Origin of the sequence: Citrobacter sp. Cpo015 (assembly GCF_030333035.1) — a bacterium.
Classification (GTDB): domain Bacteria; phylum Pseudomonadota; class Gammaproteobacteria; order Enterobacterales; family Enterobacteriaceae; genus Citrobacter; species Citrobacter portucalensis.
Genome location: NZ_JAOWGS010000019.1, coordinates 19,950 through 34,910, shown reverse-complemented (window position 1 = coordinate 34,910; position 14,961 = coordinate 19,950). Strand labels below are relative to the sequence as shown.

Here is a 14,961-nt window from a genome sequence, read left to right as displayed (position 1 = left end):
AAAACAGTAAAACGGCCCCTGCACCAGGAGCCGTTTTTCAAAGCGAGCGGCCGGGACGATTAACGCGTAATAGAGTACAGCGTACCGTCTTTCGCCTGGATCAGCAGTTTACCATCAGCAGAGACCGGCTCGGTCAGGAAACCTGAGCTGTCGACTTTCTGCTGGGCCACAAAACGACCATCGTCAACGTTAATCCAGTGCAGGTAGCCTTCGCTATCACCGACGACCAGATTGCCATTATACAATACCGGGGACGTCAGCAGACGGTGCAGCAGATCGCTTTGCGTCCACAGCGTCACGCCGCCATCGGTGGTCAGCGCCAGTACGCGGTCATTCTGGTCAACCAGGTAGATACGGTTACCGTCGACGATGAAATCATTCACCGAGCCCAGTTCGCGTTTCCACATAATCTGACCGCTGCGCAGATCCAGCGCCGTCAGGTTACCATTATAAGCCAGCGCGTAAACAACGCCATTGACGATAACCGGCGTGGTATCAACGTCGCTCAGACGATCGATTTCCGTTGGGCCTGTCGCCTGTGAGATACGCTGCTGCCAAATCATCTGGCCTTGCTGCATCAGCACGGCGCTCACGCGACCGTTATCACCGCCGACAATAGCTGCGCCAAAGGCGGTTGCCGGAGCGGATTCACCACGCAGAGACAGGGAAGGCATGTCGAGGTTAACGGTCCATTTGATGGCGCCATCAGCTTCGTTTAATGCCTGCAACTGGCCGTTGCTGGTGTGGATCAAAACTACGCCATCGCTCACAACAGGACGAGACAGCGCTTCACCGGCGACTTTCGTCTGCCATGCGGTGGTACCGTCGCTGGTATTCAACGCATAAACCTGTGCTTTTTCGCTGCCAATGTAAACATGTCCGCCAGACACGGTTACACCGCCAGAAAGCTGTGCAGATGCACGGGAGAACCAGCCGTCTTTCTCACCCAGATTCACAGACCAGACTTCTTTACCGTCGCCTGCGTTCAATGCTTTCACTACACCAGCGCGATCGGCTGCATAGACAACGTTATCCGCCAGCGCAGGGTGAAGATTGGAATAGAAATCACCAATACCGTTACCTACGGAGGTGCTCCATTCCGTAGACGGAGTAAACTGGTTTTCAACCACCGGTAATGGGGACATCTTAACGACATCTTCTTCGCCACTAAACAGTGAACAGCCGCTCAATAGGGTAACGGAAAGCAGCCCTGGCAGAAGTAATTTACGCAATTGCATCGGGTCCCTCTCAGATGGACAAATTATTGATTTTCATCTGCATCATTTCGCTCAGAGCAGGAGAGGCATCGCTTTTCACACCCGCTTCCCATGCGCTACGCGCACCTTGTTTGTCGCCTTTGCTCAGCAACGCTTCACCGCGCAGATCGGCAACAATGGCCGTCCACCCTTCACCTTTAATGGTGTCGAGTGTTTTCAGCGCGGTATCAGCCTGTTTAAGCTGAACCTGAACACGAGCCAGACGCAGGTTAATCACCGCTTTGAGATTTTCATCGCTGGTCGCAGCCAAGCCCTGTTGCAGCTGACTTGCGGCTTTCTCAAGTTCATTTTGGTCAACAAACTGCTGCGCAAGTTCCAGTGAAGCTAGCGCGCCGTAGGTATTTTTATTCTCTGCAGCAAATTTCTCAGCGGCAGGAATGCTGTCCGGTTTACCCGCGCTAACCGCAGTCACCGTATTTTGATATGCCAAAGAAGCAGAGCGTGCGGACTCCGTCTGATGGCTGGTCCAGTAACGCCAACCAACCAGCGCGCCAACCCCTAAAATGATCCCAACAGCCAGCGCCTTGCCGTTTTCAGCAAAGAAGCGTTTTACCGCATCAACCTGGTCGTGTTCGTTCTCGTAAATTTCCACGCTGTCCTTCTCCTTAGCCCAGTAAAGTGCGCAAATGCGCGGCAACGCTATCCTGCGCTACTGCCGTTTGCTCACCAGAGCGCAAATCCTTCACTACAACAGTACCGTCAGCCACTTCGGACTCGCCCAGTACCAGTGCAACGCGGGCGCCCCACTTATCGGCACGGGCAAACTGTTTCTTAAAGTTGCCGCCACCGTGGTTTGTCATCAGTTTCACACCAGGAACTTCATCGCGCAGACGTTCTGCAAGCGTCATTGCCGCCGACTGCGTGTCCGCCCCTGAAGCGACCAGGTATATATCGACAACAGGATCTGCGTTAAATTCCGGATTAACTGCCTGAACTAACAAAACAAGTCGTTCCAGCCCCATAGCAAAGCCCACGGCTGGCGTTGCACGACCGCCAAGTTGCTCTACCAGACCGTCGTAACGACCACCGGCACACACGGTGCCCTGAGAGCCCAGGCTGCTGGTGACCCACTCAAATACGGTGCGGTTGTAGTAATCAAGACCACGAACCAGACGCTGATTGACGGTGTAGGCAATGCCTGCGGATTCCAGCAGTTTGCACAAGCCCGCGAAGTGCTCGCGAGAGTCGTCATCAAGATAGTCGCCCAGTGCAGGCGCGTCGTTGAGCAGCGCCTGTACTTCCGGGTTTTTAGAGTCGAGAACGCGCAGCGGATTGGTGTACATACGACGCTTGCAGTCTTCGTCCAGTTTCTCTTTGTGCAGTTCCAGGTAGGCGACCAGCGCATCACGGTAGTTAGCGCGGGCTTCAAGTGAACCGATTGAGTTCAGCTCAAGGCTGACATGCTGAGAAATACCCAGCGCGCGCCACCAGCGAGCGGTCAGCATAATCAGTTCCGCATCGATGTCCGGGCCTTGCAGGCCAAATACTTCGACACCCAGCTGATGGAATTGACGATAGCGTCCTTTCTGCGGACGTTCGTGGCGGAACATCGGCCCGATATACCACAGACGCTGTTCCTGATTGTACAGGAGACCATGTTCGATGCCGGCGCGTACGCAGCCCGCAGTCCCTTCAGGACGCAACGTCAGGCTGTCGCCATTACGGTCCTCAAAGGTATACATCTCTTTTTCAACCACGTCGGTGACTTCACCGATCGCGCGTTTGAATAACGGGGTCTGCTCTACAATCGGCAAGCGAATTTCACTGTAACCGTAGCTACCGAGCACGTTTTTGAGAGTGCCTTCAATGCGCTGCCAGATGGCGGTTTCGCCAGGCAGATAATCGTTCATGCCGCGAATGGCTTGAATGTTTTTTGCCACGTTTATTCTCTTTATGAATATAAAAATGAACCCTCAGCGCTAACCCGAACAATGCGGGCGCCATGCGGGTTCAATCATACACGGGAAGCACGCCGCTTCCCATCACGTTGTTATTTTTCAAGCTGCTGCACGTCGATACGACGCGCTTCGTCCAGAATACTCGCTTTAGCGCGGATGCGGGCTTCAAGCTGCGTAATCATGTCGTCGTTATCGAGTCTGTCCTTACGCACGCCGTCTTCATACAGGCCGCTTTTCTTGTTACCGCCCGTCACGCCCAGCGTAGAAACCAGCGCTTCACCAGGACCGTTTACCACGCAGCCGATGATCGAAACGTCCATTGGCGTAATGATATCTTCCAGGCGTTGCTCCAGCGCGTTAACCGTACCAATAACGTCAAACTCCTGACGCGAACAGGTTGGGCAAGCGATGAAGTTGATCCCGCGCGCGCGAATGCGCAGCGATTTCAGGATATCGAAACCCACTTTGATCTCTTCCACCGGATCGGCTGCCAGAGAAACACGCAGCGTATCGCCGATCCCTTCAGATAACAGCAGGCCAAGGCCGATCGCGGACTTCACCGAACCACTACGCAGGCCACCGGCTTCGGTGATCCCCAGATGCAGCGGTTGATCGATCTGTTTCGCCAGCAGGCGATAGGATTCTACGGCGAGGAAAACGTCAGATGCTTTAACACTGACTTTGAATTGATCGAAGTTCAGACGATCGAGGTGATCCACGTGGCGCATAGCGGATTCCAGCAGCGCCTGCGGCGTCGGTTCACCGTATTTTTCCTGCAGATCTTTTTCCAGCGATCCGGCGTTGACGCCGATACGGATTGGAATATTTTTATCACGAGCGCAATCCACCACCATGCGAATACGCTCTTCACTGCCGATATTACCTGGGTTAATACGCAGGCAATCAACGCCGTATTCCGCCACCTTCAGCGCGATACGATAGTCGAAGTGAATATCGGCAACCAGCGGGACGTTAACCTGCTGTTTGATAAGCTTGAACGCTTCTGCGGCATCCATTGTCGGTACAGAGACACGAACAATATCTGCGCCTACGCGTTCCAGCGCTTTAATCTGATTAACCGTCGCTTCCACATCCGTGGTACGCGTGTTAGTCATAGACTGTACGGCGATGGGCGCACCATCGCCGATCGGCACGTTCCCAACGTAAATGCGTGTCGATTTTCTACGTTGAATTGGAGCCTGGTTATGCATTAAAAAATCTCCCGCATTGCCGTCTGTTACTGAGCCGGTGATTGTTCGGCATTAACGGTCAGACGCGCAACCTGGTTAGTTCTGATAAAACGACTCAGATCGACAGGTTTACCCTGGAACTGAATCTGCACTGCCGCCGGGGCGCCAATTTTCAGTTTGTACGGCGCTTGACCGGTCAGGTTTAGATTGCCGTCTTTACGCTGCATCCCGCTGAACAGTTTTTTACCGGTCGCATCGGTTACTTCCAGCCAGCAATCGGCGGTAAAGTTCATCACCAGCGCGTTAGGATCGGCTGCAGGTGTAGTCACACCTGCCTGATCGGTCGGCAGAGGAGCCGCTGTAGCTGGCGCTGTTGGCGCTGCGGTTGCGGTATCGACGTTAGCCTGAGAAGGGGCAACAACGGCGTTCTGTTGCGCATCAGCGGCGGGTGCCGGGGTCGCAGCAACGTCTGGCGTTGGCGCTGCGTCCGCTACCGCACCATCGTCAGGAGCCGGAGGGGTATCCTGCCCTGCTGCTGCGCTGGTATCTAACGGTACGTTCTGCGCACCCTCTTTACCGGCATTCAGCTCAGCAGAGGATTGATCGGCCATGGTGGTGATCTCTTCCTGCTGTGCTTTATGGTTCTGCCACCACCAGGCGCCTGTCAGTCCGACAACGACAAACAGTACCAGCCAGGTAAAGGTCATTAACCAGCCGTCGCGTTTCTTACGACGTTTGCCGAGCGAGAAGCTCTGCATCGGTGCGACTTTAGCTGGTCGAATCGGAGCCTGTTTTTCCAGCCCTGGCAACAGTTCTTCTTCAGGAATATGCACCAGACGCGCATAAGAACGGATATACCCGCGCAGGAATGTTGAAGCAAGATCGGCTGGCGCCTTATCTTCTTCAATATCGCGTACCGTGGAGACCTTCAGGCAAAGTCGCTCCGCGACTGCCTGCTGGCTGAATCCGAGTTGTTCACGGGCATTGCGCAGACGAACGCCGGTGGATAGTGTTTCATTTTTGTCGTGCGTGGCTTCAGTATTCATTCGCTACAGCTGCGTAAATTTGGGTTCTGATGCCGGCGAGCCACAATGCTCACCCACACCGCGAAACATCTGGTCAGTTAACCTTCGTCAGACAGTATAAAACGGTCAGACTATCAATGACAAAACGGCGTAAACCTGAGGGCTAAACACTTGTTACGCCGTTACATACTGCCTTAAAGTCGACAAAAACGCACCGTTATTATTGACCTGACGACGACAACAAAAAACCTCATATGGCTTACGTTGCACTACGGTACAGGAATTATACCGTAGTGCGCCAACATCAAACGGTCTTAATCTCGATAGCGTCGCCCTGCATACGCTTACGCAGAGTACGCTTGGTACGGTCGATAACGTCGCCCGCCAGCTGACCGCAGGCTGCATCGATGTCATCACCACGTGTTTTACGCACGATGGTAGTGAAACCATAGCTCATCAACACTTTGGAGAAACGATCGATACGGCTGTTAGAACTACGGCCATACGGCGCGCCCGGGAACGGGTTCCACGGGATCAGGTTGATCTTACACGGCGTATCTTTCAGCAGTTCTGCCAGCTGATGCGCGTGTTCAGTGCCATCATTGATGTGATCTAACATCACATACTCAATGGTTACACGACCCTGGTTAGCGTTGGACTTCTCCAGATAACGACGAACCGCGCCAAGGAATGTTTCGATATTGTACTTTTTGTTGATAGGTACAATTTCGTCACGAATTTCATCGTTCGGCGCATGCAGAGAAATCGCCAGCGCGACGTCAATCATATCACCCAGCTTATCCAGCGCAGGGACAACGCCTGAGGTGGAGAGCGTGACGCGACGCTTGGACAGCCCAAAACCGAAGTCATCGAGCATGATTTCCATCGCCGGAACCACGTTGGTCAGGTTGAGCAGCGGCTCGCCCATCCCCATCATCACCACGTTGGTAATAGGACGCACGCCCGTAGCCTTTACCGCACCAACGATCTTCGCCGCGCGCCAGACCTGACCAATGATCTCCGATACCCGCAGGTTACGGTTAAAGCCCTGTTGCGCCGTAGAGCAGAATTTACACTCTAATGCGCACCCGACCTGTGAAGAAACACACAGGGTCGCACGATCGTCTTCCGGGATATACACCGTTTCAACGCGCTGATCGCCAACCGCGATAGCCCATTTGATCGTACCGTCAGAAGAACGCTGCTCTTCCACCACTTCCGGGGCGCGAATTTCAGCCACTTCTTTCAGCTTGTTACGCAGCACCTTGTTGATGTCAGTCATGTCATCAAAGTTGTCGCTGCAATAGTGGTACATCCACTTCATGACCTGATCGGCACGAAACGGTTTTTCGCCCATCTCTTTGAAGAATTCGCGCATTTGCTGACGGTTCAGATCCAGCAGGTTAATTTTTCCATTTTTATTTGGAACCGCAGGAATGACGACTTCAGAGGTGTTAACTAATTCAGACATAATTTTTTCCGGCCTCGTTGTTACACGTTGTGGCCCGTGGAGGGTTAAAAAGAAACGCCCCGGCAAGCGATCTGCTCTTCCAGGGCGTTGCATTGTACAAAGTCTGGCGCAGGGATGCCACGTTTGCACGAAGCATTAGCGAAAATAATATGTAAAGGAAGATCGTAGGCCTGATAAGACGCATCAGCGTCGCCATCAGGCAAAACAGTGCCGGATGCGCAAATGCTTATCCGGCCTACCCCACGAGCTTATCAGCGAGTGCGCGGGCAAACCTCACCTTCACCAAAGAAATAGGCGATTTCGCGCGCCGCTGACTCAACGGAGTCGGAACCGTGAGTACCGTTCTCGGTGAAGCTGTCAGCATAGTCTGCACGCAGAGTACCGGCCAGCGCATTCGCCGGGTTGGTTGCGCCCAGCAGATCGCGATGACGCTGTACGGCATTTTCGCTTTCCAGAACAGAAACAACGATCGGACCGGAGGTCATGAATTCAACCAGACCGTCAAAGAACGGTTTGCCATCGTGCTCAGCATAGAAGCCACGTGCCTGCTCAACGGTCAGGTGCAGCATTTTAGTGCCGACAATTTTGAACCCTGCTGCTTCAAAGCGCGCAAAGATGCTCCCAATAACGTTTTTTGCCACCGCGTTTGGTTTGATGATGGAAAAAGTACGTTCAATAGCCATGATAACCTCTGTAATGTGTTCTGTTGTTGTCTATATAGATGTACGACCTGGCGCGGATTATAAAGAGCATCCCGGCAATTGACTATTGATGAAGGTAACATTTCTTTAAAATAAGATGAATTTTAGCAACAAACAGTCACCAACTGGTCTACTGCATCGAAAATCTCACCGTCGCTACCTGACCAGCGTCATCCATCACCAGCAGTTGATAATCCCCTTTAGTCGCCAGCCGTAGCGTAAGACGACGTTCACGTTCTTCCAGCCTTTCACCGTTAAGAAACCACCAGCGTTCACCGCTCCCACCACTGGTTTGCACCGGCAATGAGGCTTGAGCAGAACCGGGTAAACGCTTCACAATCGCGCCATCACGAATGCCTGTCAACTGCAATGGCTGCGAAGCGTCTTGCCCCAGCGGCGGACACGTGGCAGAAACTGGCGGTAATCTCGCCCCACGGCGTTCTGATTCCGGTAGCCATGGCTCCAGCGGCAATGGCCAGACGATTAACGTTTGCTCGTGCGCCTGCGGGCAATCCGCCGCCACACGTTTGCCTTCATCATCCAGCCAGACAGGAAAACGAATGCCATTAACCCCTTCCTGCTCGGGCAATAATAACGTTGGCGGCTGACTGCCATCCAGTAACCAGGTTGCCAGACGGCGACGGCAGTTGCTGTCTCCTGGGGCAAGGGATTGCCCGCCCGGCCAGCACACCACGCCGCGACTCACGGAATCAGGACGTGGATCTTCCGGCTGATTGGTCCCGCGAGAGAGCAAAAGATTGTTGACCTGATTGAGCAGCGGCACGGCGCTGGCAAATCCAAACTGGCCCACCACCGGCGTTCCGTCTGGTCTGCCAGTCCAGATACCGATCACATAACGGGCGTTAACGCCAATCGCCCAGGCATCGCGATAGCCATAGCTGGTACCCGTTTTCCACGCCAGCGGAACCACTCTGCTCAGTGCGTTATCCGGCAGCGGTTGCGCTTCGTCGGCCATAATACGGCGAATAATCCACGCCGCGCCCGCCGACATCAACGGACGTTCAAGCAGTGGGTCACCCGGCTGCAGACGCAGTTTTCCCGCTTTTCCCTTACGGGCAAAGGCGCTGTACGCTGCGGCCATATCTTCCAGCCTTGCCCCCGCGCCACCTAAAATCAGCGACAGATTCGGCGCAGCCCCTGCGGGCAGATACAGCGGTAAGCCGACGTTACGTAACGATGCGGCAAAGCGCTTCGGACCATAGGCTTCGAGCACCTGCACGGCGGGTAAATTCAACGACCTTACCAGCGCTTCGCTCATACTCACCGGGCCATGAAAACCGCTGTCAAAATTCCCCGGTCGATAATCTCCGGTTCGCCGCGGGACATCCTGCAACAACGAAGCGGGATGAATGAGTCCGTCATCCAGCGCCAGACCGTAAACAAACGGCTTCAGCACCGAGCCTGGCGAACGGATCGCATTCACCATATCCACATGACCAAAGCGGGAGTCGTCATTCATATCTACCGACCCCACCCAACCACGCACGCTCATATCGGTGTGATCGACCACAATCATTGCCAGCGAACTGCGTGCAGGTAAGCGCCCCTTCCAGTTCTGCGCCAGCTCTTCCAGTTGACGCTGCAATCCGGCATCAAGGGTAGTCACGATTTTATCGCTCCGGCTTTTTCCCAGCATCATGCGCGAGAATAACGGCGCTAACTGCGGCATTTGCCGGGGCGACAGCCAGACTGGCTCTTCACGTGACTCCTGTACCTGTCTGGCAGGCCAAATACCCTGGCTCGCCATACGTTCGAGCACTTTATTACGCGCCGCTTCAGCACGGTCAGGCCAGCGATCCGGACGCAGGCGACTCGGTGCCTGTGGCAAAACAGCCAGCAGCGCGGCATCGGAGTAACTCAATTGCGCGGGTGATTTACCAAGATAGGCCCAGCTTGCCGCCCCGACGCCCTGTAGCGTACCGCCAAACGGCGCACGGTTGAGATACAGTGTCAGGATGTCGCGTTTGGAGAGATGCCATTCCAGCTGCAATGCGCGCCAGAGCTGGCGAAACTTGCCGCCGAAGGTTCGCGGATGGGGATCGAGTAATCGTGCGACCTGCATGGTGAGCGTACTGCCGCCCGAAACCACACGCCCAGAGGAGAGGTCCTGCCATGCTGCGCGCAGTACTGAAAACGGATTGACGCCGGGATGCTTCCAGAACCAGCGGTCTTCATAGTTAATTAACGCCTCAAGGTAGCGGGGCGACACCTCATCAATCGTTACCGGATACCGCCAGATACCTTCGGCATCGGCAAAGCGCCAGAGTGGCGTACCATCATGTGCCACCACGACCCGTGCCGGATCGACTTCGTGCAAGGGCAGCGGCCAGATTTTATCTGCCGCCCAAACTGCCGCCACAATCAATAGCGCAACGGCTGCCAGCCAGAGCCAGCAGCCGCGTTTACCCAACCGGCGCATCATTTACGGTCTGACAATCAAAAGTCCCTCTGTCGCACCGGTCGCGCGCCACTGCGGAACATACATTGATTCCACCTGTGGGACGGGAACCTGGTAGGTCCCCGGCGTTACCGCTCGCGCCAGATACACCAGCGTAACCGGTTGTCCTTCATTGACCGCCACCGCAGCGACAAAGCGATCGTCACGGAACTCAACGTGCTGGATATCTGCCTGCTGCATCTGATTAAGCAGATTCGCCACTTCGCTACCGCTATCCTGCAGGCTGGCGCTGCCGTTGGCCAGATTCTGGTTTTCCAGTTCCAGTCCTGCTGGCAGTAAGTCAACCACCAGCGCATCCGGCACGTTCTGGCTGGCTTTCACCTCCAGCCAAACCAGCACCAGCTCGCCGCTGCGCAGCGAATCCAGCGATTTGCTGTTTCCGTCGAGCCCCAGAATTTGACGCTCAATATGCAGAACGTTGCTGGCAGGCGTCGGTGAGGTTTGCGGATAACCGCTCACATCCAGACGCAGCCACAGCGGTTGATTACCGGTATTGGTGACGCTCAGCGTAGACAGCGCATCGGCATCCAGATTACGCGTCTGTGATTTCTCCCCGGCTAACGGTTGCTCCGAGAGTGACGTTTGCGCCTGCCATGTGCCTGGCAAGTCCTGTAACGTACGCGCGGCAAGGAACAACGCATTATTTTCCTGAGTCGAGAGCCAGCGCTGCCCAAAGGCCTGTTCTGACAACGTGTTCAGCAGCGTATTCTGCACGTCAGGTTTGAGCTTGTTCTCTTCGAGCAAGGCCAGCATCAACGCGTTATCCCGTAACGCACTGCCGTAATCCGCCATCCACTGTTGCGTATCGCGGCGCGGCGTATTCAGCGCCAGCGTCAACGCCTGTTCACTGCGGTTAGCATCGCCCATATTTTTCAGCGCGATTCCCAGTTGTAACAGCGGTAAACCAGAGGCCGCTTGCGCACGACGCTCCCAGATCTCACGCAGTGCGCCAAGCGGGGCTTTTTGCTGACGCGCCAGAACCAACGCGGCGTAGGCTTGTACGGCAAACCGGCTTGCTGAAGAGTCGTCGGTATAGCGAATCGACAACATTCCTGGATCCTGCAAATAGCGCAGCAGCCGCTCGTTGCCACGGTTAATCACCTCAACCGGGACGCTGTAGCCTTGTTCGTTCGCACGGACGAGGAAATCCATGACATACGCAGTCAGCCAGTACTCTTCTGATCCGTTTTTATCCCACAGCGCGAAACCACCGTTATCACGCTGCATCTGCACTAAACGAGAAATCCCAATATCGACTGCCGCGCGGCGTTTTTCATCGCTGTCGCCCACAATACCTAACGCCTTCAATTGCGCAGCATTGGTGTATAAGGATGGGAACAACCCGCTCGCCGTTTGCTCCAGGCAGCCGTAAGGGTAAGCCTTCAGTTCGCGGATATAACGCGCCAGATTCAGCGGCGGCTTGCCGCTGAACAGCAGTTGTCCCTGCATCGTTGCAGGGGAGAAGTTGGTCAGTTCTTCGCCCGGAAGCTGCCAGGTTGCGCCCGGCTGAAGTGCGACACCGTTATTAACGGTTTGCGCCGGGAACGCCGGACGCACGCCAATCTTCCACTGTTTATGCTGAACTGGCAGCGTTTCACCCGGTAAAGTCAGACCGCTAATTTCTGCCTGAATTTCGCCATCGCCAAACCCCTCCCGCGCACGCACCGGAATAAACAACGTAGTCCGTACGCCTGGTGCCAGATTCAATGGAGCAGGATCTTGTCCCATCAGCTCCAGTAAACCGCTGGCCGCGAGCTTAATATTCAGTGTTTGCGGTTTGTCAGTCAGGTTAGTAACGTCCAGCGTCAGTCGCGAGGTATCGCCTCCCGCCAGAAAACGCGGCATATTCAGTTCAGCAATTACCGGCGCGGCAACAATCACCTTGCTTTCACTGCTGCCAAAGTCATCCGCCGTCCAGGCCTGTGCCATTACCCGTAGCTCGCCGTTGAAATCACCAATCGGTAGCGTCACCGTACCTTCGCCCTGCTCGTTGAGCGTGACCGGCAGCGCCTGTTGCGCCACGATATTGACGTGATTGACCGGTGGCTTACCGCCGCGCTTTAATTCATCGCCATCACCACCAAAACGCAGCGCCGCCAGCCGACCTTGCCCTTCGATCACCTGGCCGTAAATATCATAAATATCCGCGCCATAGCGTTTTTGTCCGAAAAATGCCTGCCACGGATCTGGCGTGGCGTAATCGGTAATGTTCAACACCCCGCTATCAACGGCAGAGACCAGCACGTTGACCTGTTTTGGTATGTCGCCATTTTTGACGCTGGCTTTAATCTTGACGGTCAACGACTGGTTTGGACGTATTTTCGCCGGGTTTTCCAGCGCCAGCGCCAGACGACGGTTTTCATCACCTAACGGCAAATGCAGTAAACCAACCGCCCGTTTTGGCGTGGCCGAACGGGACTTGTCGCCAGGACGAACCACCAGCGCACTGAGATACAAATCGTGGCGATTCCAGGTTTTATCAATCGGGATGGAGATATCAAGACCATCCGCCGGTACGTCTATTTCTTGCCACCACAGCGGGCCTTCGCTGGACTCCACCATCGCATAACCTTTGCCAGCAGCAGGAGCGGCAACGTGCAGCTTCATGGTATCGCCAGGGCGATAGCTGGGTTTGTCCAGTTTCAGAGTCACGCGATCGGGACGCACAGCCCCACTGCCGTCGCTGTTATCCTGCCAGCTATAACCTGCCCAGAAGCGTACGCTGCTCACCGCATCATTCGGGGCTTTCACTTCCAGACGATAGGCACCCCACTCAACCGGGAAGCTGACTTTACCGGTTTCATCGGCCTTAAGATCCAGAGTCTGCTCACCTTCAACCAGATCCTTTTGATCGAACTGTGATTGCCAGCCCTCGCCTTCAGACCAGTTCCAGTAATAATCCCGGCGCTCGCGGATCAAACGCACCTGCAAACCGGACACCGCTTTTTTCTCGCCCTGCGCATCGGCATAAACAATGTCGAAAGCTGCGTTGCTGTTTTCATCAACGATAGGCTGATTCACAGTGGTATCAGTGCGGTAGTCATAGACGGCTTTTGCCGCAAACTGCGGACGAATACCCGGCAGCATGTCCGCAGGCCAGATGGCTTGTTCAGCCCGACGCGTCACCGGGCGGCCACCTGACTCCAGCAGGCTGGCTTGCAGGATCACCTGTAACGGGGAATGCGTCTCCTGCCATTGGCTGTTGGTGGTCACTTCGCCGCGACCGTGTTCATCCAGCGTAAGCTGAACTTCATCGAGGCTGCGGGACAGGTTTTCTTCGGCAATATTACCAAACTGGAACCCCGGCAATACCTGCACCGCTTCGCGCAGCGGGCGCAGGAAAAGCTGCCCTTGCAGAGCATTGCCGTTAGCGGGCGCGCCGTACAGGTAGTAGCCCACTACCGAGAACTTCACTTCATCAGCCGGAGCCACCGGAATCTTATTGGCGGAGAGATTGAGCGCCATCCGCTCAGGCATAAAATCTTCGACGTGGAAATCCCACATCCGTGACTGGTTGTCGCCCGTATTAGCACGAATATGCCACATACCGGTTGGCGCGTTGGTGTCCAGCGGCCAGCTAAAACGGTACAGACCGTTCTCCGGCTGGCTAACCACCGAACGTAACACTTGCCCGTCGGGCTTCACGACCTCCAGCTTCACCGGCTGGTCGGGCAACGTTTTGCCGTCGCTGTCACGCAGTAATCCGTTGAGGATCACCGTTTCGCCAGGACGATAGAGGTCACGGGGACCAAACATAAAGAACTGTTTGCTGTATCCCGGTGCACCGGCAATATCAAATTCAGCCAGATCCAACGCCGGGAGTTTCAAATCCAGCAGCGTGGTTTGCCCGTCTTTGCGGGCCAGCAATAAAGCCGCGTCTTTATCAGTCTCCAGTTTGACATGACCCTGCGCGTCGCTGGTAGCCTGCGCCAACGTCTGTCCTTTTTCGTTGAGTAAGGTGACCTCTATACCCTGCTGCGCAGCGCCGTTTTCCAGACTCTGCGTAAAGACATCCAGTTGATTATGGTAACGGTGCGCAGACACACCAATATCGCTGAGCGTGAACAGCGTAGCGGCATTACTGTAGTTGTATTGTCCAGCCTGATTCATCACCGCGATGTAAACACCTGCTTGCTGCAACGGCTTGATATCGCTCAGCGGCAGCAGCAACTTCTCACGGGTGTTACGCGCAGGATTGAGGTCAAAGCGTCCGGTATACACCAGTTCCGCCATTTTCAATAGATTGTCAGATTCCCAGTTCGTCAACGAATTGCGGTATTCCCACTGGCTGACAAATGCGCCGAGCGATTCAGGCTTCACACGAAAGAAGTTCACATCCACGCTGTTAACATTGAGGGCCATTACCGGCAGGCCTTCAATTACTTTTCCCGGCAACAGCGAGCCGCGACTGGCAAACCCAACGCTTGGCTGTACATCGCGGGTGGTAATGTTTTTTTCATAATCAATAGCGAACGTCGCTTTATTCAACGCCAGCAAATCACGCTCAATGGTCACCACCAGTTCCCGGTTAGGTTCCAGATGGCGTAAGCGCAGCTCTTTCAGATTTGGCGCCAGCTCCCAGGCACCATCCACTTTGCCGATTTTTTTATCAACAACGTGCACGACGCGGGAAAAATCTTGTTCTGGATCGAGGGGAATGGAGAAGGTCAAAACGAGCGTTGCCGCACCGTCGAGCTGGACCTCTGAGGCATCCAGCAGCGTCAGCGACTTGCCCTGGCTTTGCTGCATCAGCTTTTGTAATTGAGCTTTATCTTTTGCTGGCGCAGTCTGTGCCGCAGGCGCATCAGGTTTCGCAGCCGTCGGTGATTTTTCGTTATTATTATCGCACCCGACCAGTGCCAGCATTAGCATGCAGGCCGCTACGCGTAAATGTTTCATTTTTCATCCCTGGCCGTAGTG

At 54.9% G+C, this 14,961-nt stretch carries 9 protein-coding genes; all 9 read right to left on the bottom strand.

All coding sequences use genetic code 11. The features are described 5' to 3' along the window. Positions 1-59 precede the first annotated feature (59 nt). The 9 genes from bamB to OGY67_RS00195 all read right to left on the bottom strand — a co-directional run bounded on the left by bamB (position 60) and on the right by OGY67_RS00195 (position 14,940). Positions 60-1,238 (bottom strand): outer membrane protein assembly factor BamB, encoded by a 1,179-nt coding sequence (bamB, locus tag OGY67_RS00235; protein WP_008785453.1) that lies wholly within the window; start codon positions 1,236-1,238, stop codon positions 60-62. A gap of 10 nt (positions 1,239-1,248) precedes the next feature. Beyond that, entirely contained in the window at positions 1,249-1,869 is a 621-nt protein-coding gene (locus OGY67_RS00230; protein ID WP_003835172.1) for a YfgM family protein, read from the bottom strand. A 13-nt stretch (positions 1,870-1,882) separates the two neighbouring features. After that, positions 1,883-3,157: a histidine--tRNA ligase gene (gene hisS, locus OGY67_RS00225; RefSeq protein ID WP_003835173.1), complete on the bottom strand. Its 1,275-nt coding sequence runs from the start codon at positions 3,155-3,157 to the stop codon at positions 1,883-1,885. Between the two features lie 110 nt (positions 3,158-3,267). Continuing rightward, the gene (gene ispG, locus OGY67_RS00220) at positions 3,268-4,386 is read right to left on the bottom strand and encodes a flavodoxin-dependent (E)-4-hydroxy-3-methylbut-2-enyl-diphosphate synthase (protein WP_003037720.1); all 1,119 of its coding nucleotides are present in this window, start codon (positions 4,384-4,386) and stop codon (positions 3,268-3,270) included. A gap of 26 nt (positions 4,387-4,412) precedes the next feature. Beyond that, positions 4,413-5,411, bottom strand: coding sequence for a cytoskeleton protein RodZ (rodZ, locus tag OGY67_RS00215; RefSeq protein ID WP_032944208.1), 999 nt, complete (start codon positions 5,409-5,411; stop codon positions 4,413-4,415). Between the two features lie 283 nt (positions 5,412-5,694). Then, the gene (rlmN, locus tag OGY67_RS00210) at positions 5,695-6,861 is read right to left on the bottom strand and encodes a dual-specificity RNA methyltransferase RlmN (protein WP_008785455.1); all 1,167 of its coding nucleotides are present in this window, start codon (positions 6,859-6,861) and stop codon (positions 5,695-5,697) included. Between the two features lie 251 nt (positions 6,862-7,112). Continuing rightward, positions 7,113-7,544, bottom strand: coding sequence for a nucleoside-diphosphate kinase (gene ndk / locus OGY67_RS00205; protein WP_003037710.1), 432 nt, complete (start codon positions 7,542-7,544; stop codon positions 7,113-7,115). Between the two features lie 148 nt (positions 7,545-7,692). After that, positions 7,693-10,005, bottom strand: coding sequence for a peptidoglycan glycosyltransferase PbpC (gene pbpC, locus OGY67_RS00200; RefSeq protein WP_286573070.1), 2,313 nt, complete (start codon positions 10,003-10,005; stop codon positions 7,693-7,695). After that, on the bottom strand, positions 10,006-14,940 hold the full coding sequence (locus tag OGY67_RS00195; protein ID WP_286573068.1) for an alpha-2-macroglobulin family protein: 4,935 nt from the start codon (positions 14,938-14,940) through the stop codon (positions 10,006-10,008). Positions 14,941-14,961: the final 21 nt, after the last annotated feature.

Bases quoted from the DNA above. Each gene is read 5' to 3' on its own strand.
- rodZ (WP_032944208.1), bottom strand. From the start codon at position 5,411: ATGAATACTGAAGCCACGCACGACAAAAATGAAACACTATCCACCGGC.
- ispG (WP_003037720.1), bottom strand. From the start codon at position 4,386: ATGCATAACCAGGCTCCAATTCAACGTAGAAAATCGACACGCATTTAC.
- rlmN (WP_008785455.1), bottom strand. From the start codon at position 6,861: ATGTCTGAATTAGTTAACACCTCTGAAGTCGTCATTCCTGCGGTTCCA.
- pbpC (WP_286573070.1), bottom strand. From the start codon at position 10,005: ATGATGCGCCGGTTGGGTAAACGCGGCTGCTGGCTCTGGCTGGCAGCC.
- OGY67_RS00195 (WP_286573068.1), bottom strand. From the start codon at position 14,940: ATGAAACATTTACGCGTAGCGGCCTGCATGCTAATGCTGGCACTGGTC.
- bamB (WP_008785453.1), bottom strand. From the start codon at position 1,238: ATGCAATTGCGTAAATTACTTCTGCCAGGGCTGCTTTCCGTTACCCTA.
- ndk (WP_003037710.1), bottom strand. From the start codon at position 7,544: ATGGCTATTGAACGTACTTTTTCCATCATCAAACCAAACGCGGTGGCA.